The 19598-nt window shown below is 60.5% G+C and carries 13 protein-coding genes and 1 other RNA gene; 5 read left to right on the top strand and 9 right to left on the bottom strand.

Going from position 1 to position 19598, the window contains the following annotated elements:
* Positions 1 to 89: 89 nt before the first annotated feature.
* Positions 90 to 953, top strand: coding sequence for a LysR family transcriptional regulator (locus tag AACY30_RS03255; protein ID WP_339539711.1), 864 nt, complete (start codon positions 90 to 92; stop codon positions 951 to 953).
* Positions 954 to 1014: 61 nt separating this feature from the next.
* On the top strand, positions 1015 to 1917 hold the full coding sequence (locus AACY30_RS03250; protein ID WP_339539708.1) for a DUF2167 domain-containing protein: 903 nt from the start codon (positions 1015 to 1017) through the stop codon (positions 1915 to 1917).
* Positions 1918 to 2006: 89 nt separating this feature from the next.
* Here the strand turns inward: AACY30_RS03250 and AACY30_RS03245 are convergent, their stop codons facing one another.
* Positions 2007 to 2516: a hypothetical protein gene (locus tag AACY30_RS03245; RefSeq protein ID WP_339467926.1), complete on the bottom strand. Its 510-nt coding sequence runs from the start codon at positions 2514 to 2516 to the stop codon at positions 2007 to 2009.
* 260 nt (positions 2517 to 2776) lie between these two features.
* On the opposite strand from AACY30_RS03245, the gene AACY30_RS03240 reads away from it, so the two are divergent.
* Complete coding sequence (locus AACY30_RS03240; RefSeq protein WP_339539706.1) at positions 2777 to 3343, top strand: hypothetical protein; 567 nt, start codon at positions 2777 to 2779, stop codon at positions 3341 to 3343.
* Positions 3344 to 3408: 65 nt separating this feature from the next.
* Here AACY30_RS03240 and AACY30_RS03235 read toward each other — a convergent pair whose 3' ends face one another.
* From AACY30_RS03235 to AACY30_RS03200, 8 genes are all read right to left on the bottom strand, one after another.
* Entirely contained in the window at positions 3409 to 5370 is a 1962-nt protein-coding gene (locus tag AACY30_RS03235) for a hypothetical protein (protein WP_339539704.1), read from the bottom strand.
* A gap of 38 nt (positions 5371 to 5408) precedes the next feature.
* Entirely contained in the window at positions 5409 to 5840 is a 432-nt protein-coding gene (locus AACY30_RS03230) for a hypothetical protein (RefSeq protein ID WP_339539701.1), read from the bottom strand.
* A gap of 126 nt (positions 5841 to 5966) precedes the next feature.
* Positions 5967 to 6063, bottom strand: an RNA gene (ffs, locus tag AACY30_RS03225) — signal recognition particle sRNA small type.
* A gap of 212 nt (positions 6064 to 6275) precedes the next feature.
* Positions 6276 to 7442: a zinc-binding metallopeptidase family protein gene (locus tag AACY30_RS03220; RefSeq protein WP_339539698.1), complete on the bottom strand. Its 1167-nt coding sequence runs from the start codon at positions 7440 to 7442 to the stop codon at positions 6276 to 6278.
* Positions 7443 to 7642: 200 nt separating this feature from the next.
* Positions 7643 to 10000 carry an NAD-dependent DNA ligase LigA gene (gene ligA / locus AACY30_RS03215; protein ID WP_339539695.1) on the bottom strand — a complete coding sequence of 786 codons (2358 nt, stop codon included), beginning with the start codon at positions 9998 to 10000 and terminating at the stop codon, positions 7643 to 7645.
* A gap of 87 nt (positions 10001 to 10087) precedes the next feature.
* Positions 10088 to 10957 (bottom strand): cell division protein ZipA, encoded by an 870-nt coding sequence (gene zipA, locus AACY30_RS03210; RefSeq protein WP_339418773.1) that lies wholly within the window; start codon positions 10955 to 10957, stop codon positions 10088 to 10090.
* A gap of 291 nt (positions 10958 to 11248) precedes the next feature.
* Positions 11249 to 14737, bottom strand: a complete 3489-nt coding sequence (smc, locus tag AACY30_RS03205; protein ID WP_339539693.1) for a chromosome segregation protein SMC — start codon at positions 14735 to 14737, stop codon at positions 11249 to 11251.
* A gap of 2 nt (positions 14738 to 14739) precedes the next feature.
* Positions 14740 to 15399 carry a GntR family transcriptional regulator gene (locus AACY30_RS03200; RefSeq protein WP_339467911.1) on the bottom strand — a complete coding sequence of 220 codons (660 nt, stop codon included), beginning with the start codon at positions 15397 to 15399 and terminating at the stop codon, positions 14740 to 14742.
* Positions 15400 to 15679: 280 nt separating this feature from the next.
* Here AACY30_RS03200 and xdhA point away from each other — a divergent pair, with 280 nt between their 5' ends.
* Positions 15680 to 17128 (top strand): xanthine dehydrogenase small subunit, encoded by a 1449-nt coding sequence (xdhA, locus tag AACY30_RS03195; RefSeq protein ID WP_339539690.1) that lies wholly within the window; start codon positions 15680 to 15682, stop codon positions 17126 to 17128.
* A complete protein-coding gene (gene xdhB / locus AACY30_RS03190; protein ID WP_339467907.1) occupies positions 17121 to 19520 on the top strand; it encodes a xanthine dehydrogenase molybdopterin binding subunit in 2400 nt (799 codons plus the stop codon). The genes xdhA and xdhB overlap by 8 nt, the downstream gene beginning before the upstream one ends.
* Positions 19521 to 19598: the final 78 nt, after the last annotated feature.

The raw sequence follows: 19598 nt of genomic DNA, 5'->3' as shown, positions 1-19598 counted from the left end.
AAACTGAGAAGGAATGCCGTCAGTCTTGGCCCGGGCAAGGCGTAGGACAATTAAGCGTTTCTGACTTCTGAATTCACTGGAACTGAGTAATGGAACTGGCCCAACTGAAAATGGTGCGAGCCGTGGCGCAGACCGGCAGCGTGGCCCATGCTGCCCTGCAATTGCACTGTGTGCCGTCCAACATCACCACGCGTATCAAGCAGTTGGAAGGCGAGTTGGGCACGCCCCTGTTTATCCGCGCCGGGCGCGGGCTGGCGATCAGTGCTGCCGGTGAGATATTCCTGGAGTATTGCGAGCGCATTCTGGCATTGGTGGACGAATCCAAACGCGCGGTGAACGCCAACGCCATTCCCCGTGGCACCCTGCGCATCGGTGCGGTGGAGTCCAGCGCCAGCGGCCGTCTGCCGCCCCTGCTGGCGGAGTATCACCGGCGCTACCCGGATGTCAGCCTGGAGCTGGTCACCGGCGCCTGGGGCGAACTGCTAGATGACCTGCAACACCACCGCCTGGATGTGGCGCTGGTGGCAGCCGGCAACAAAAGCGCGAAGCTCGAGCACAGCGTGGTCTATAGCGAACGCCTCGTATTGATCGCCAGCGCCTCCAGCGCACCGATCCACAGCGCCGAGGACCTCGCCGGCCGCACCCTGCTGGTGTGGCCCCCCGGCTGCCCGTATCGGGCGGCGCTGGAGAGCTGGGTCAAGCCCCACGCCTTCAAGCCGGCCATCGCCAGCTATGCCAGTTGGGGCACGATCATCGGTTGCGTCAGCGCGGGCATTGGCGTGGCGCTCGCGCCCGAAGGCATCCTGGCCCGCTATGAGCAGGCCAATCAGTTGGCGTCGTACCGATTTGATGAACTGCAGGCCGTGGACAACCTGCTGTTCTGGCACAAGGACATCCAGCGGCACCTGGCGCGGGATGCGTTTGCCGGGCTGTTGCGGGAGACCTTTCGCTAACCCGTAGCAGGTCCTTTCAGTTATTATTTTGCGAAATTAATTCAAAATGTAAGGGACTACCATGAATTACTTCCGCCTGTTGTTGGCGGCGGCCGCTTTGAGCCTGCCTGCCTTCCCCGCCTTTGCCGCTTCCCCACCCGCGCCCGTTGAAGCCAGTGCGCCCGCCGAAACGGCCGAACATTTCCTCAAGTCCCTCAAACAGAAGACCGGCACGGTCACCTTGCCCAGTGGCATTGCAACCCTCAAGCTCAACGACGAGTTCTATTACCTCGACCCCGCCGACACCGAGCGCTTGCTGACGGATGGCTGGGGCAACCCGCCGGGTTTCAAGACCCTGGGCATGATTGTGCCGAAAGCGGTTAGCCCATTGTCGGAGCGTGGCTGGGGTGTGATCGTCAGCTACAAGGCCGACGGGCACATTTCCGACGAGGACGCCGCAAAAATCGACTACGCCGAACTGCTCAAACAGATGCAGGAAGAGGACGAGGCCGAAAACAAAGAACGCCAGCAACAAGGCTACGCCGGCTTGCACTTGCTGGGCTGGGCCGAGCCGCCGCACTACGACGACAGCACCCACAAGATGTATTGGGCCCGCGAACTGAAGGCCGACGACGTCGAGCAGACCACCCTCAACTACAGCATCCGTGTGCTTGGCCGTGAAGGCGTGCTGGAACTCAATGCCGTCGCCGCCATGGCCGACCTGCCCACCATCAAGCAGGAATTGCCCAAGGTCTTGGCCTTTACCAACTTCACCGACGGCAACCTGTATACCGACTTCAACCCAAGCACCGACAAGCTTGCCACTTACGGTCTCGCTGCGTTGGTCGCCGGCGGGATTGCAGCCAAAGCCGGGTTGTTCGCCAAAATCGGCATCTTCCTGCTGGCTGCAAAGAAATTCCTGGTGATTGGCGTGGTGGCGTTGTTCGCCGTGATCCGTAAGCTATTCAACCGCAACAAAGCCTGAACCCGGACATGAGAACGCCGCAACGTGCGTGGCACGTTGCGGCGTAATCGGAGGTTCTGAGTAGGGCTCTGTCTGCCTGGGGCGCGTGGCTAGGGTTTAGGCGCAGACAAACGGCTGTACTGATCCTGGCTGATCCAACCGGTAAACGAACGGGTCTGAGCATTGATGAACTCGACCTGCGCCCAGCCATCCTTGAAGGCCAGCACGCCGACCACGTCGTTTTTGACAATGTAGGGGCGCTTAGCCGCCTTGGCACTTGGGGTTTTCAGCAGGTACGCCTTGTCGGCGGACACCTTCGCCAGGCCGATCCATTTCTTGTTCGCGGTCTGGGTCAAGTCCAGGCCGGTGGCGATCTCTGGCATCAGCACGTTCAAGCAACCGGGGTGGGCGTATTTGAGGTGACGGAACGGGTACTGGCTGATGCACTGCACCAACTGGCCATCGCACTTGCCATTCTCGGCCAGCGGAAAACCCAGTTTGGGAATGATCAGATTGAATAAATACTGGATGCACTGCACATCGGCGGGCAAGTTGCGGGCTTTACCGGGAGTGCCTACCGAAGCACTGATAAGACGGGGTAACCCTTGCAGGCTTTTCATCACAGACATCCTTGTTAGCTAAAGAAGTGATAGCACTTCAATATCAATTGCTCGCCCTTGTCATATTCTGAAACAAGTGGCTGGCGGAAACTAACAAGGTGGTTTGGGGTTGTTCAGAAAGTGTTTTAAAGCTGTGAGGGAGCCCTCAAGGACAGATCGGGAAAATGCAGTTTCTCAACTAAATAGGCGGTATTCAGCCGCCGGCTGGACTACTGTCTTTCGCGCAAGATACCTGCCTCAAACTATTTTCAAGGATTGAAATGAAAATCACGCTAGTTGTTTTGTCTGCCTTGGCCCTGCTCTGCGGTTGCGCTTCGCCCCCAGCCACTATTGCCCCCGACCTGTCGCGCCCCTCCATTGCCGAAACCAAATCGGTGGTGTTCGACGGCAAGAAGTTCGTCCTGAAATTTCAGAAACCCGGCCTGTGGGAATACTTCCCGGCGCAGGAAAGCGTCGATGCCTGGAATGAGATGGTGGATTTTACCGTGGTCCCTCGCGAGATGAACCGTTTCGAACCCCTCGACCTCGCCAAGAATACCGTCCGGCTTCACCAGCAGGAAAACCCGAATATGCCGTCGATACTGGCGACGGACAATGCCACCGGCATCGTGTATTTGGTGATGTATTTCCCCGAGTCTCTGCGCAAGGATGGGCGCTTCTCTGAAGTCAGTTTCTTCAAATATTACCGGGACAGTGGCACCGGCCAGACCATCATCTTTCACTTTGCCAGGAACATTCCAACACCGAGCAATCCGCCAAAAACGGTGGAGGCGATGGGCCCGGAAATAGTCCCGTTGATCAAGGCATTCCCGGTGTACCGGCCGTAATGCCGCTGAGCAGGCAGGCCCCATCGTCGGCCTGACCTGCTCGCCGCCAGGGCCTGTGAGTTCAATCAGTAACCGTGCGACCCGCTGAATCCCTGATAATTGTGGTACTCGAGCCATTCGACCACATCGTAAGGGACGTAAAGCTGTTGCTTTGCGCGGGAAATTGCGATGTACACGGCACAGATCCGCTGGTCGAACGCGTAGGCATCCTTGAACTTCACGTTGGTCAGCAGCTCAGGGGTCAGCAGCACCCGATCGAATTCCATGCCACCTGCCTCTTCCGCCAGCATCAGCAGGCAACGCTTGCCGGGGACCCCGCCCAGGCGGTTCAAGCGTGTGATATCGGCGACATTGAAGCCTTTTTCCAGCTCACTCTCGACCCACAGGAACGACTCATCGAACTGGCTGGCATCACGCACCTGTTGCCAGTCAGCCATGTCGCTGAAATACACGTGCGGCCCGTTCTCGTTGTGCTCGTTGCTGTAGAACTGCGGCTTGAACAAGGCGATGGCGCTGACCATGAAGCGTTGGAGGTCCTGCTGCGCCGCGTTGTCGGGGAACCCGAACGGGCAGTTGGCCTGCTGCAACTGAATGGCCCACTTCATGGTGTCCCAAGGCGAGGCGGTCAACACCACGCAGCCTTCCGGCGGCACGAAGCCCTGGGGGTAATGTTCGATGCCGACGTCGGCATCCCGCGCGCCTTCGAAGGGGGTCTTGCATTTCTGCGAGTGCACGCTGATCAACGGGTTGACCAGCCGCTCGACGTTGCGGCCCGAGCGCACGGAATAACTGATGTCGGTGTGCCGGACTTCGCGCTTTCTTCTGACCATCACTCCGTTGGCCAATTGGTACTCATCGCCGAGGGTGATCAGCACTTGGCGGCCGCGTTCGATAATCTGCAACAACGAAGGCGGGATGTCCTGGCTTTCATCAATCAATACATGGGTGTACCGAGGCGGCACCACACAACCGTCGAGGCTCGCGCGCTTGATCAGCAACAGCGCCGCGAACGCGAGTGGGCTGGCCCATTGCGGGTTGGCCTCCAGGTAAGTCCACACACGGCTGGAATACTCCAGTAACACCTGGGCATCCACACCTGACAACGGTTGTTTGAAATGCGGCAAATGACTGGCCGACAGGCTGTGATGGCTGGAGTGGCAATAGCGTTCGAGCACCTTGAGACACACCTCGACGGTCGCTGGACCATCGTGCCCGCGCCACCCATGGATATCCAGGGTTTGCGCCACAGCCAGTTTGCCGGGCAACCTGGCCGGCGCTGCCGGCGCGGGCGGGCGTGGCCCGTGCAACAGGGCCTTGGCGAACGCGGCAAACGTCGAGCCGGCCTTGCTGTCGCGCCCCAACCCCATACGTTCGCGAAGTGTCGCCAGCTTTGCTTGCGTGCGCGCCAGTATGAGGGTCTTTTCAGGCCGCAGGCACTCCATCAACGCGCCGAGCAGGTGGCTCTTGCCGATGCCCGCGTAGCCTTGAACATGCAAGTCTTCATTCAAGTTGGCGCGAAAGGTGCGCACCAGCTTGTCCTGGGCCGGGCTGAGCCAGCGTTCGCGATGCCGGGGTGTAATCATCTGCTGGCTGAACGGATCATTGCTGCGCAGATGGCGGACCTTGTAGCCGATATCCCATTTACCCGTAGGCAACAGGTAATCCCGCGCCGCAACTTCTTCAGCTGAAAGCAGGCGCAGGTTCACGCTTTTGAGCGCGTTAAAACCAAAGTACAGCTTGCGCGGGTCGAACAGCCGTTGCGCCTCAGACCGCAACGTCGCAGCGCCCGCAGGCGGTGAATCGACTGCCCAGCCGAGCAACTTTTCCAGGATGCGCTCGGCACCCGCGCACGTCAGGTCTTTTTCCGCGGCCTGGGCCAGGTTCTGGATGACGAGCACGGCGGCCAGCTCCGGGTCCGTCAGGCCGACCAAGGCCTCGGCACCGTCCGTGCCGAGCAGTGCGGTGCAGGTTTCATCCGTGACAGGCAGGAAGACGGGGCTGGATAAATCAAAGTGTTCCGGTTGCATAGTTCCTCGCAGCCAGGGGCCGACGTACGTCGCGTGGATCAGGCATGGTCCTGGCTACCCAGTTCGAACCGATACTCGCCCAGGGAGCCTGACATGCCACCGCAATGGGCCGGCGAGTCAGCCCCAGAGGCCATCGCATTGATCTGCTGCTGGAGTTCGAAAACCGCCATCTCAAGCAACCTGCTCAAGTCTTCGGCGCTCTGCGCGGCCACATTCAATTGCAGCGTGCAGGCGCCCGGAAGTGGCAGCGGCGCGGGCTCGGCGATCGGCCCCGGGGCATCCGTCACTTCCTCGACCCGGATCATTTGCGCCTGGCTGAGGATTTGCGCGTGTTCGTCGTCCATGAGGTCCAATACCCTCGACAATTCCAGGGTCTGTTCAGGATGCGACTGAATACGGTCCTTGATCTCCAGGCGCCGCATCTGCCATTCCCGCAGTTTTTCGCGCGTGAGGTCGTCGACTTTTTCCACGTGTGCTGTCTCCGGATGCCAGGCATGGAGTATGCCGCCATGGACTGCACGATGGCAGATGGCGTGAAAGCATTTTTTTGAATTGAAAGTGATGGGATGTTGCTAGGAGGAGCGTTATGGAGGCAACCCCACCAGCCACACCCCGGCACACAATGTTCCCGCTGTGGCTGCTGCCTTCCGGCTCTGACCAGGTTCACGGGTAATCGTTGCGGGGGGACCGATGGAGTCACCATAACGACGCCTGCCTCTCGGCAAGCGGGGCCATTGTACCGATCTCATCGGAAGTTACAACCATTGCGCCGGATAAAAAATATGAAGGGGCTCAAGCACTTGTCTGCGCCCGTGGGAGCAATATAGAACGCTGTGGGAGCCGGGCTTGCTCGCGCTGCTGGCGACTCGGTCTGCCTGGGCTACCGAGCTGCCACACAAGGCGGATTACTGCGCCTGTACCACCTCCTCCGCACGGCAGCCCTCTTCCTGGATCACTAGGTGAATAAAGTGCAGCTTGGCGATCACCGCCGGTGGCAGCACGAAGGGATAGAAATCCGGCTGGCCCATGCTGCGCGATAGTTCGTTAAGCATGCCGGCCAGTTCGATCCAGGCATTGACGAACGACAGGAACGCTGCACCGCCAGGGTGCTCAGGGTCGTAGAGCGTGCTGAGCGGGAATGGCTGGTAATCCAGCTCCATCGTGCGGGCGCTCATGCCGAAGCCGAGGGCGGTGTCGACCGCGTCCATCATGTGCAGGTAATGGGCCCAGGTTTCGGCCCAGTCCTCCCAGGGATGCATGGTGGCGTAGGCACTGACGCAGGTTTTCTGCCAGTCGGCACGTGGGCCGTTCTGGTAGTGCTGGTCGAGCGCATCGGCATAACTGGCGCGTTCGTCGCCGAACAGGTTGCGAAACGCTTCAATCCAGTGGGTATTGGCGATCAGGCGATCCCAGTAATAGTGGCCGACTTCGTGACGAAAGTGCCCGAGCAAGGTGCGATAGGGTTCACGCATTTGCACGCGGAGTTTTTCACGGTGGGCGTCGTCGGCTTCCTTGATATCGAGGGTGATCAGTCCGTTCGCATGGCCTGTCATGGGTGCGTTGCCTTCCAGGTCGACACCGACGAAGTCGAAGGCCAGGCCGTTATCTTCATCGGCACTCTTGGGCACCACGCGCAAACCCAGGCTGATCAGTTGCGCGACCAAGCGGCGCTTGGCGGTTTCGACTTTGCGCCAGCGATCGTGGTTTTCCGCGATCGACAGGTCGGGGATGGTGCGGTTTAAGCTGCAGGCCACGCACAGCGATGCGGTGCTGTGGGCCGGGATCAGCCAGTTGCAGGCGGCCGGCGTGTCGAGGTTGGCGCAGCGGCGGAAGGCGCCGGCGGCGAGGTTGTCGTCCTGTAGCCAGGTGCCTTCGACGGGCCCGGGTTGCAGGGAGGACAGGCGACTTTGTGGCGCTTGATACCCCAACAACGCCTGGCAGGCCAGGCATTGGCTGTTGCGAAAAAACAGCGATTGGCCGCAGCGGCACTGCCACACCTTGCTATCGCGAGATGTGCCGGCTACGAACGGTGCAGCGATGCGCGAACTGAGTTGTTCGAAGTAGCGGAACATGGCGATCTTTTCCTGCCTTGAGTACCAACAATAACCGCGTAGCAGCTGTCGAGCTTAAGCGAGGCTGCATCGGCAACACTGCCCATCCAGCGCCGTCTGCACCGCATCGCCGCCAACGCAGCCTCGCTGGCGCTCGACAGCTGCTACGGGGCGCGCGTAGGAACTCTGAGCATCGCCAGTAAGAGATCGTTCAGTAAGAATCAGACCGTGATGTTATGCGTGGCCAGGAAGGCGACGAAAGCTTCTTCGTCCAATACCTTCAAGCCCAGCTCGCTGGCCTTGGCCAGCTTGGAGCCGGCGCCTGGCCCAGCCACCACGCAATGGGTTTTCGCCGAGACGGAACCCGCCACCTTGGCGCCGAGGCTTTCGAGCTTTTCCTTCGCCACGTCACGACTCATCAGCTCCAGGGAGCCGGTGAGCACCCAGGTGTGCCCGGCTTCGGGCAAACCTTCGACGACTTTCTTCTCGCTCAGCCAGTGCATGCCGAAGTCCTTGAGCTGCTGCTCGATGGCCAGGGCGCGGTTGGCGTTGCCTTCGCTGTCGAAAAAGTCGCGGACGGCCTTGGCCTGTTTCTCGGGCAGGGCCTGGCGCATGTCCAGCCAGTCCGCCTTGATCACGCCCTCGAGGGTGCCGAACTTGTCCGCCAGTTTCTGCGCAGCGCCCGGGCCGACGCTCGGCACGTGCAACTTGTCGAGCAAGCCGCCCAACGTGGTGCTGGCGGCGAATTCGGCACTCAGGTCGCCCTGATCCTGCAATTGCAGGCCGCATTCATCCGGCGACAGCAGCGCGCCGATCACGTCTTGGTTATGGCTGTCTTCAAAGAAGCTGTGGATCTCGTGCGCCACTTCCAGGCCCACGTCCGGCAAGTACGTCAGCACTTCCGGCAAGGCCTTCTGCACACGTTCCAGCGAGGCCAGGGAACGCGCCAGCACCTTGGCGGTCTCCTCGCCTACGTCGGGAATACCCAGGGCGTAGATAAAGCGCGCCAGGGTCGGGGTCTTGCTGTTTTCGATGGCGGTAATCAGCTTCTTGCTGGAAATATCGGCGAAGCCTTCCAGGTCGATAATCTGCTCGTAATTCAGTATGTAGAGATCAGCCGGCGAGCCGATGAGTTTTTCATCCACCAACTGTTCGATGGTCTTGTCGCCGAGGCCGTCGATATCCATGGCACGACGCGACACAAAATGGATGATCGCCTGCTTGAGCTGCGCGCCACAGGCCAGGCGGCCGACGCAACGGTACACCGCGCCTTCGCTCACGGTTTCCTTGCCTTTGCTGCGCTTGACCAGTTGCGTGCGCTCCACATGGGAGCCGCACACCGGGCAGCGCTCGGGGATCGGCACTGCACGTGCTGTTTCCGGGCGCCGCTCGAGCACCACCGACACGACTTGTGGGATTACGTCACCGGCACGGCGGATGATCACGGTATCGCCGATCATCACGCCCAGGCGCGCGACTTCGTCCATGTTGTGCAAGGTAGCGTTGGAGACGGTGACACCCGCGACCTTGACCGGCTTCAAGCGCGCCACCGGTGTAACGGCGCCGGTGCGGCCAACCTGAAATTCGACGTCGAGCAGTTCGGTCAGCTCTTCCAGGGCCGGGAATTTATGCGCGATGGCCCAGCGCGGTTCGCGGGCGCGGAAGCCCAGCTCACGCTGGGAGGCAATGCTGTTGACCTTGAACACCACACCGTCGATCTCATACGGCAGGCTGTTACGCCGCTCGCCGATATCGCGGTAGTACTCCAGGCAATCCTGAATGCCCTTGGCCAGCTTCAGCTCGTGACTGATGGGCATGCCCCACTGCTTCAGTTGCTGCAGGTTGCCAATGTGGGTGTCGCTGATATCGGTGGTCACGCCATAACAGCAAAATTCCAGCGGGCGGCTGGCAGTGATCTTTGAGTCCAGCTGGCGCAAGCTGCCGGCAGCCGCGTTGCGCGGGTTGGCGAAGGTCTTGCCGCCGACTTCCAGTTGCGAGGCGTTGAGCCGCTCGAAACCGGCCTTGGACATGAACACTTCGCCGCGCACCTCGAGGGTGGCCGGCCAGCCGCTGCCGTGCAGCTTCAATGGGATATTGCGCACGGTGCGCACGTTGACGCTGATGTCTTCACCGGTGGTGCCGTCGCCACGGGTAGCACCCCGTACCAACTCGCCATCCTGGTACAGCAGGCTGACCGCCAGGCCGTCCAGCTTGGGCTCGCAGCTGTACTCCACCGCCCCGCCACCGCCAAACAGATCGCCCGCGGGCAGGTCTAGACCTTCGGTCACCCGGCGATCGAACTCCAGCAAGGTGGTTTCATCAAACGCGTTGCCCAGGCTGAGCATCGGAATCTCGTGCTTCACCTGAGTGAACGCCGACAGCGCGGCACTGCCGACCCGCTGCGTCGGTGAATCGCGCGTAATCAGCTCCGGATGCTCGGCCTCCAGGGCCTTGAGCTCATGGAACAACCGGTCGTACTCGGCGTCCGGAATGCTTGGCTCGTCGAGGACGTGATAACGGTAGTTGTGCTGATCCAGTTCAGCGCGCAGTTCGAGGATGCGGGTATGGGCGGCGGTCATGGGTGTTCTCTCATAAAGCAAAAGAGCAGCCGAAGCTGCTCAATATGTTAGTGCACGGATTCTACAGGCAACGCTTAAGATCAGGCCTCAGCGTTTCTGTGTCAGGGCGCGACGTTCGAACTCGACGATGCGCTGACGGTAATGTTCGATGGTCTGGGCCGTGAGGACGCTGCGCTGGTCGTCCTTGAGCTCGCCATTCAGTTCCTGGGACAGCTTGCGGGCTGCGGCCACCATCACGTCAAATGCTTGTTTCGGGTGACGTGGGCCTGGCAGGCCAAGGAAAAAGCTCACCGCCGGGGTGCTGAACAGGTCGATATCGTCCAGGTCGAAAGTGCCCGGCTTGACCGCATTGGCCATGGAGAACAGCACTTCGCCGTTACCCGCCATGCTTTCGTGACGGTGGAAAATATCCATCTCGCCAAAACGCAGGCCACTTTCCAGGATGTTCTGCAGCAGGGCCGGACCTTTGAAACCGGCGGCGTCGCGGCAGATCACGCTGATCACCAGCACTTCTTCGGCGGCGGGCTGGTCGTTGACCGATTGGCGCGGCGCGCTGGAGGTCTTGCCCACATTTTCGTCCGGGAAATCATCGTCGCGGCTGCTGAAGCTCGGGCCTTCATCGACGTCGAGGTTCAAGTCGCCCTGATGCGGCTCGGCAGCGCTGGCACTGGCGCGCTTGCCACGCTTGGACGACGGCTCGCGGGCTTCACGCAGCGGCGCGCTCATCGACGGCAAGTCGTGCTCGTCCAACTGGGGTTCTTTATGGGTATCAAGCACACGAGGCGGCCCCAGCAGCTCGGCGGCACCGTCGTCGTCAGGCAAGTTGGACAGGTTGCGGTCCAGACGAAATTTGAGCTTGCCCTTGCCACCGCGCATGCGGCGCCAGCCATCAAAAAGAATACCGGCAATGACAATAATGCCGATGACGATCAGCCACTCGCGCAGACCGATTTCCATGTAATCCCGTGCCTCTAATAAAAAATGCTGAAAAATAAGGGGTTTAGCACTGCGCAAACCGCTTTAAAACGTGGCGCCAACTCTATGTTCTGACTGACGTTTTGCCCACGCATATGAAAATTTGACATTAAATTAGCACAGTTGGCGAAAGATGTATTGGATTGGCATCTTCGCTCTCCAATGGCCTTTTCGTACATTGGCGCCAACGGTGAGCTGCAAGCTTCAAGTTATAAGCTTCAAGCTCAAGCCAACTCACTTGCAGCTTGCAGCTTGCAGCTAAACGCTACGCCGCTAGGCGTCCACCATCGCCATCGCTTCTTCGACATCCACCGCTACCAAACGCGAGCAGCCAGGCTCATGCATCGTCACACCCATCAACTGATCCGCCATTTCCATGGCGATCTTATTGTGGGTGATATAGATGAACTGCACGGTCTGGGACATCTCCTTTACCAACCGTGCGTAGCGTCCAACGTTAGCGTCATCCAGCGGGGCGTCAACTTCATCGAGCATGCAGAACGGCGCCGGGTTCAACTTGAAGATGGCAAACACCAGGGCCAATGCGGTCAGGGCTTTCTCGCCGCCGGACAACAAATGGATGGTGCTGTTCTTCTTGCCCGGAGGCCGCGCCATGATCGTTACCCCTGTATCGAGTAGATCTTCGCCCGTCAGTTCCAAGTAAGCGCTGCCACCGCCGAAAACTTTTGGGAATAACGCCTGTAAACCGGCATTAATCTGATCAAAGGTATCTTTGAAGCGGTTACGGGTTTCCTTGTCGATCTTGCGGATCACATTTTCCAGGGTGTCCAAGGCTTCCACAAGGTCGGCGTTCTGGGCATCCAGATAACGTTTGCGCTCGGATTGCTGCTGGTATTCGTCGATGGCCGCCAAGTTGATCGCGCCCAGTCGCTGGATACGCGCAGCAATGCGTTCGAGTTCTTCTTCGGCCTCTTTCTCATTGGCCTGGGCGGTCAGTGTGTTGAGCACGCCGTGCAGGTCGTAGCCGTCTTCCAGCAACTGGTCTTGCAGGGTCTTGCGGCGCACGGTCAAGGCTTGCCATTCCATGCGCTGTTGTTCGAGCTGACCGCGGATAAGCTGGGACTGCTGCTCGGCCTGGGTCCGGCGTTTTTCGGCGTCGCGCAATTCGCGATCGGCGTCTTCCAGGGCGATCTGCGCGGTCTTGAGTTCTTCGTCGACGGTCATGCGCTTGTCGAGCAACTCTTCGAGCTTGAGGCGCAGTTCTTCCAGCGGCGCTTCGCCCTCCTCCAGATTGAGGCTCAACTGCTCGCGCTTTTCGGTGAGGCGTTCCGATTGCATCTCCAGGCGCTCAAGGGCCTGAGCCGTGGAGTTGTGCTGGGCGCGCAGCGAGCCGAGGCGCACTGCCAATTGGTGGGCATGGTCCTTGTGTTGGCGGGCTTCCTGGCGCACGCGGTCGAGGCGTTCGCGCAGGCTGTCGCGCTGCGCCAGCAGCAATTCGCGTTGCTCGGTGTCGAGGGCCATGCTGTCCAGGGCCTCCTGCAACTGCAGGCGCGCTTCGCCGATCTGCTCATGTTCGAGAGCGCGTTGTTCGCCCATTTCGGCGACTTCTTCATCAAGACGGGTGCGGCGCAGGGTCAGCTGTTCGGCCTTGGCTTTGCTCGCGGAGAGCTGGGCCTTGAGTTCACCTTGTTGGCGCGCTTCGTCCTGCAACAGGCGGCGCAGGTGTTCGCGGCCGGTCTCTTGCTGGCGCTGGGTGGCGCGCAGGGTTTGCAGTTCGGTTTCCAGGCTTTCAAGGGTGGCTTCGCGTTCTTCGCGTTCGGCGCTCAGGTTGACGATTTCCTGGCCCCGGGCCAGGACGCCGCTTTCGGCTTCACTGGCACGGCGTACCCGCAGGAAATGGCGACCGACCCAGTAGCCGTCGCGGCTGATCAGGCTCTCGCCGACGCCAAGCTGGCCGCGCTGGGCCAAGGCCTGCTCAAGTGATTCAACCGGTGTGACCTGGCCCAGCCACGGCGACAGATCAATTGCCGCTTCGACCTTGTCCAGCAAACTGCCCGGCACCCGTGTGCCATCGGCCGCAGGGCTGAGCAAGCGCAGATCACCCTGGGCAAAACCGGCCAGGTCGAAGCCGCCAAAATCATCCACCAGCACAGCCTGCAGGTCGGCGCCGAGCACGGTTTCCACCGCCAGCTCCCAACCCGCCTCGACCTTCAAGCCTTCCGCTAATCGCGGGCGTTCGGCCAGATGCTGCTCGCGCAACCATTCAGCCGTACCGGTGCCTGGGTCCAGGGCGGCTTGCTGCAAGGCCTCAAGGGATGCCAAGCGCCCATTGAGCCGCTGCAAATCACCCTGGGCTTGCTGCTGCGCCTGAGTCGCCTGTTGCAGTTGCTGACGCAATTGCTCCAGACGCTCCACTTGCTGTTCTTCGCTGGCTTCCAGTTCCTCCAGCGTCATTTCGCTTTCGGCCAGTTGCTCGCTCAGTTCCATGATTGCCGCGTCTTCCGGGTCGGCGGCGAGCAACACACGCTCTTCCTGCAGACGACGCTGGCGTTCGGCCAGGCGCTCCATGCTGGTTTCCAGTTGCTGGATGCGCGACTGCTGCACCTCAGCCTGGCGACGCGGCTCGGCGGATTGCAGGTTGAAGGTGTCCCACTGCTCCTGCCAGCCGTGCATGGTAGTTTCGGCCTCTTCCAGCGCCGCCGCCGCCTCTTCGGCGGCGGCGCTGGTGATCTCCTGCTCGGGGTTGAGCATGTCCAGCTCTTCGCCGAGGGTCAGCAGCAACGTGCGGTCGTGCCCCAAGTGAGATTCTGTTTCCAGGCGCGCGCGCTCGGCTTCCTTCAAATCATCCTGCAACTGGCGCAAGCGCTGCTGGCCGTGCTGGATGCTCTGCTCGACGCGGGCAATATCGCCGCCTACCGAATAGAAGCGGCCCTGCACCAGATTGAAGCGTTCGGACAGGTCGTGGTGCCCATCGCGCAAGCGTTCGATGCTGGCGTCGGCATTGCGCTGCTCGGCCACCAGGGCTTCAAAGCTGATTTCCTGGGTGCCGATAATCGCTTCGCGCTGGCCAACCTGGTCATTCAGCGCCTGCCAACGCAGGGCCGACAGTTGTGCCTTGAGCTGGCGCTCTTCGCCCTTGTATTCCTGGTACTTCTCGGCGGCCTGGGCCTGGCGGTGCAGGCGCTCCAACTGGCGCTCCAGCTCTTCGCGCAGGTCGGTCAGGCGGGCGAGGTTTTCGTGGGTGCGGCGGATACGGTTTTCGGTCTCGCGGCGGCGCTCCTTGTACTTGGAGATGCCGGCCGCTTCTTCGATAAAGTTACGCAGGTCTTCGGGCTTGGCTTCGATCAGCTTGGAGATCATGCCCTGCTCGATAATCGAATAGCTGCGCGGGCCCAGGCCTGTGCCGAGGAAGATATCGGTGATGTCCCGACGGCGACACTTGGTGCCGTTAAGGAAGTAACTGTTCTGGCTGTCGCGCGTCACTTTGCGGCGGATCGAGATTTCGGCGTAGGCCGCGTACTCACCGACCAGGGTGCCGTCGGAGTTGTCGAATACCAGTTCGATGCTGGCCTGGCTGACGGGCTTGCGGCTGGTGGAGCCGTTGAAGATGACGTCGGTCATCGATTCGCCGCGCAGGTTTTTTGCCGAGCTCTCGCCCATCACCCAGCGTACGGCGTCGATGATGTTCGACTTGCCGCAACCATTGGGCCCGACCACCGCTGCCATATTACTGGGGAAGTTCACCGTGGTTGGATCGACGAAGGATTTGAACCCCGCCAGTTTGATGCACTTGAGCCGCACGTTTAGACGTCCGCCAACGCGGCGATGACCAGCGAGGAACTGCGCTGGCAGTAGGCCGACAGCACCAGGCGAATCTGCACCAGGTCACGGGCCAGTACAGCGGCGAGCAGTTGTTCGAACAGCGCCAGGTACTCGCTCATGGACGCCTTGCGTTGATCCAGGGCCAGGTAATAGGCACGGTTCATCGCAGGCTGCAGGTTCTCGACGGTTTCCTGCAAATACGGGTTGTTGGCGAAGGGGTACGCGGCACGCATGACATTGAAGCTTTCTTCAACGAAGGCGCGGATGTCCTCGCGCTCATAGCTGACCTGCAGGCGCTGCTGTATTTGCAGAAACGGCGCCATGTCGACCTGGGTCTGCCAGCCTTCGGCAACCGCATTGCCGAGCAGGATGTACATCTCGCCCATCAGGGTACACAGGCTCTGCACCTTGTGTGCGGTGAGTTCGGTGACGTGGGCGCCACGGCGCGGCAGAATCGCGATCAAGTGGCGACGTTCGAGGATCAGCAAGGCTTCACGCACGGAACCACGGCTGACATTGAGTGCCAGCGTGACCTTTTGCTCCTGGATCCGCTCCCCAGGCTTGAGATCGCCGCGAATAATGCGTTCGGCGAGGTGGTGAGCGATTTGCTCGGCGAGACTGTCCGGCGCCTTGAACGTCATGTTTTCCCTTCAAAATCTTCTATCAATACAGGCGCGGCAGTGTAGCGCATTGGCCCGCTGATGGCGCTACGCCAACCTTGGCGAATTTGGCACGGAATAAGCAAAGGTTGCAGTGTATAAGCCCGCAAAAACAACGGTTCCAGAAGACTGGACCATAATTGAACGTGTTGCGATCGCACTTTCTTGACCCTTAGGTCAGAAAACAATTGACCGAAAAGTCAGACATGACTAGATTCGGCGCAAAGCGGTTAACAACAATAATGAGTCTGCGAGGCCTTCCGTGATCCAGTTTTTACTTAACCAGGAACTCCGTAGCGAGCACGCCCTGGACCCCAACCTGACTGTGCTCAACTATCTACGCGAGCATGTGGGCAAATCCGGTACCAAGGAAGGCTGCGCCAGCGGCGATTGCGGTGCCTGCACCGTGGTGGTCGGCGAGCTGCACAAGGACGATCAAGGCGCCGAGCAGATCCGTTATCGCAGCCTCAACTCCTGCCTGACCTTTGTCTCGTCCCTGCACGGCAAACAACTGATCAGCGTCGAAGACCTCAAGCACCAGGGCCAACTGCACAGCGTGCAACAGGCCATTGTCGAGTGCCACGGTTCACAATGCGGCTTTTGCACCCCCGGTTTTGTGATGTCGTTGTTTGCCCTGCAAAAGAACAGCGACGCCCCCGACAGCCAGAAAGCCCATGAAGCCCTGGCCGGCAACCTATGCCGCTGCACCGGTTATCGCCCGATTCTCGCTGCCGCCGAACAGGCTTGCTGCAACAAACCCCAGGATCACTTCGACAGCCGCCAGGCCGACACCATCGCCCGCCTCAAAGCCATTGCGCCGACGCAAACCGGTGAACTCAACAGCGGCGACAAACGCTGCCTGGTGCCCCTGACCGTTGCCGATCTGGCCGACCTCTACGATGCTTATCCCCAAGCGCGCTTGCTGGCCGGAGGCACCGACCTGGCGCTGGAAGTCACCCAGTTACACCGCACGCTGCCGGTGATGATCTACGTCGGCAACATTGAAGAAATGAAGCGCATCGAAGATCTCGACGACCACCTGGAAATCGGCGCGGCCACAGCCCTCTCCGATTGTTACGCCGCGTTGAACGCTGAATACCCGGACTTTGGCGAACTGCTGCATCGCTTCGCCTCTCTGCAAATCCGCAACCAGGGCACGCTGGGCGGCAATATCGGCAACGCGTCGCCCATTGGTGATTCGCCACCGCTGCTGATCGCCCTCGGCGCGCAGATCGTGCTGTGCAAGGGCGAAACCCGCCGCACCCTGGCGCTTGAAGACTACTTCATCGATTACCGCGTCACCGCGCGCCAGGACAGCGAGTTCATCGAGAAAATCATCGTGCCGAAGGGTCACGCGTTGTTCCGCGCCTACAAGGTTTCCAAGCGCCTGGACGATGACATTTCCGCCGTGTGCGCCGCGTTCAATTTGAAGATTGAAAACGGTGTGATCAGCGACGCCCGCGTTGCGTTCGGTGGCATGGCGGCCACGCCTAAACGCGCCAAGAGCTGTGAAGCCGCGTTGGTGGGCGCCACCTGGAATTCGACCACTGTCGAAAAAGCCTGCGCCGCCCTGGCCGAGGATTTCACCCCGCTGTCGGACTTCCGCGCCAGCAAGGAATATCGCCTGCTCAGCGCGCAGAACCTGCTGCGCAAATACTTCATAGAACTGCAAACGCCGCACATCGAGACTCGGGTGACCGCTTATGTCTAACCATCATGCTGTCGTTAAAAGCCAAGACGAACTCGCCGAGCTGTTCGCCCAGGATCTCACCTCTGGCGTGGGCCGCAGCGTCAAGCATGACAGCGCCGCCAAGCACGTCAGCGGTGAAGCGCATTACATCGATGACCGCCTTGAATTCCCCAATCAATTGCACCTGTATGCGCGCATGTCCGACCGTGCCCACGCGAAGATCATCAGCATCGACACCGCGCCCTGCTATGCCTTTGAAGGTGTGCGCATTGTTATCACCCATGAAGACGTGCCGGGCCTGAAAGACATCGGCCCGCTGATGCCCGGCGATCCGTTGCTGGCGATTGATACGGTGCAGTACGTCGGCCAGGTTGTACTCGCAGTGGCCGCCCGCGACCTGGACACCGCACGCAAAGCAGCGATGGCTGCGGTGATCGAATACGAAGACCTGGAACCGGTGCTGGATGTGGTCGAAGCGTTTCGCAAAAAGCACTTCGTGCTCGACAGCCACACCCACCAGCGCGGTGATTCAGTCGGCGCATTGGCCACGGCCAAAAACCGTATCCAGGGCACTCTTCATATCGGCGGCCAGGAACACTTCTACCTGGAAACCCAGATCTCCTCGGTGATGCCCACCGAAGACGGCGGCATGATTGTCTATTGCTCTACGCAAAACCCCACCGAAGTGCAGAAACTGGTCGCCGAAGTGCTCGACGTGTCGATGAACAAGATCGTGGTGGATATGCGCCGCATGGGCGGTGGTTTCGGCGGCAAGGAAACACAGGCCGCCAGCCCCGCGTGCTTGTGCGCGGTGGTCGCGCGCCTCACCGGCCAGCCGACCAAGATGCGCCTGCCGCGCGTGGAAGACATGCTGATGACCGGCAAGCGCCACCCCTTCTATATCGAATACGACGTCGGCTTCGACGACAGCGGTCGCCTGCACGGCATCAACCTGGAGCTTGCGGGTAACTGCGGCTGTTCGCCGGACCTGTCCAACTCGATCGTCGACCGTGCAATGTTCCACTCCGACAACGCGTATTACCTCGGCGATGCCACGGTGAATGGCCATCGCTGCAAGACCAACACCGCGTCCAACACTGCCTACCGTGGCTTTGGCGGCCCGCAAGGCATGGTCGCCATCGAGGAAGTGATGGACGCCATCGCCCGCCATCTGGCGCTTGATCCGCTGGCGGTGCGCAAAGCCAACTACTACGGTAAGACCGAGCGCAACGTCACCCACTACTACCAGACGGTCGAGCACAATATGCTCGAAGAGATGACCGCTGAGCTTGAAGCCAGCAGCCAATACGCCGAGCGCCGCGAAGCGATTCGCCTGTACAACGCCCACAGCCCGATCCTGAAAAAAGGCCTGGCGCTGACCCCGGTGAAGTTCGGCATTTCGTTTACAGCCAGCTTTCTCAACCAGGCGGGTGCACTGATCCACATCTATACCGACGGCAGCATCCACCTGAACCACGGCGGCACCGAGATGGGCCAGGGCTTGAACACCAAGGTCGCGCAGGTGGTGGCCGAGGTGTTTCAGGTGGAGATCGACCGCGTACAGATCACCGCCACCAACACCGACAAAGTGCCCAACACCTCGCCGACCGCCGCCTCCAGCGGTGCTGACCTGAACGGTAAGGCCGCGCAGAACGCCGCCGAAACCATCAAGCAGCGCCTGGTGGAATTTGCCGCTCGCAAGTACGACGTGAGCGAGGCCGATGTGGAGTTCCGCAACGGTCATGTGCGCGTGCGTGACCAAATCCTGACCTTTGAGGCGTTGATCCAGCAGGCTTATTTCGCCCAGGTTTCGCTGTCGAGCACCGGCTTCTACAAGACCCCGAAAATCTTCTACGACCGCAGCCAGTCGCGCGGTCGGCCGTTCTACTACTTCGCGTTCGGCGCGGCCTGTTGCGAAGTAATCGTCGACACCCTGACCGGCGAGTACAAGATGCTGCGCACCGACATCCTCCACGACGTCGGCGCCTCGCTGAACCCGGCCATCGACATCGGTCAGGTCGAAGGCGGTTTTATCCAGGGCATGGGCTGGCTGACCATGGAAGAGCTGGTGTGGAACAACAAGGGCAAGCTGATGACCAACGGCCCGGCCAGCTACAAGATCCCAGCCGTGGCGGACATGCCGCTGGAGCTGCGCGTCAAGCTGGTGGAAAACCGCAAGAACCCAGAAGACACGGTGTTCCATTCCAAGGCCGTGGGCGAGCCGCCGTTCATGCTCGGGATTGCTTCGTGGTGCGCGATCAAGGACGCGGTGGCGAGCCTGGGTGATTATCGCCATCAGCCGAAGATTGACGCACCGGCGACGCCGGAGCGGGTGTTGTGGGGGTGTGAGCAGATGCGGCAGTTGCAGGCGGCGAAAGCCATTGAGACTGAAACCGAGATGGCTTCGCTCTAGACCGAGGTGCTGCTATCGCGGGCAAGCCCGGCTCCCACATGTTGATCTGTGAACCCGATCAAATGTGGGAGCTGGCTT

This window comes from Pseudomonas sp. RA_5y_Pfl1_P24, from assembly GCF_963970945.1.
Lineage (GTDB): Bacteria > Pseudomonadota > Gammaproteobacteria > Pseudomonadales > Pseudomonadaceae > Aquipseudomonas > Aquipseudomonas tritici.
This window is presented reverse-complemented; position numbering and strand designations above follow the sequence as displayed.

Excerpts from the sequence above, each read along its gene's own strand:
- AACY30_RS03255 (WP_339539711.1), top strand. The coding sequence starts at position 90 with ATGGAACTGGCCCAACTGAAAATGGTGCGAGCCGTGGCGCAGACCGGC.
- AACY30_RS03250 (WP_339539708.1), top strand. The coding sequence starts at position 1,015 with ATGAATTACTTCCGCCTGTTGTTGGCGGCGGCCGCTTTGAGCCTGCCT.
- AACY30_RS03245 (WP_339467926.1), bottom strand. The coding sequence starts at position 2,516 with ATGAAAAGCCTGCAAGGGTTACCCCGTCTTATCAGTGCTTCGGTAGGC.
- AACY30_RS03240 (WP_339539706.1), top strand. The coding sequence starts at position 2,777 with ATGAAAATCACGCTAGTTGTTTTGTCTGCCTTGGCCCTGCTCTGCGGT.
- AACY30_RS03235 (WP_339539704.1), bottom strand. The coding sequence starts at position 5,370 with ATGCAACCGGAACACTTTGATTTATCCAGCCCCGTCTTCCTGCCTGTC.
- AACY30_RS03220 (WP_339539698.1), bottom strand. The coding sequence starts at position 7,442 with ATGTTCCGCTACTTCGAACAACTCAGTTCGCGCATCGCTGCACCGTTC.
- ligA (WP_339539695.1), bottom strand. The coding sequence starts at position 10,000 with ATGACCGCCGCCCATACCCGCATCCTCGAACTGCGCGCTGAACTGGAT.
- zipA (WP_339418773.1), bottom strand. The coding sequence starts at position 10,957 with ATGGAAATCGGTCTGCGCGAGTGGCTGATCGTCATCGGCATTATTGTC.
- AACY30_RS03200 (WP_339467911.1), bottom strand. The coding sequence starts at position 15,399 with ATGACGTTCAAGGCGCCGGACAGTCTCGCCGAGCAAATCGCTCACCAC.
- xdhB (WP_339467907.1), top strand. The coding sequence starts at position 17,121 with ATGTCTAACCATCATGCTGTCGTTAAAAGCCAAGACGAACTCGCCGAG.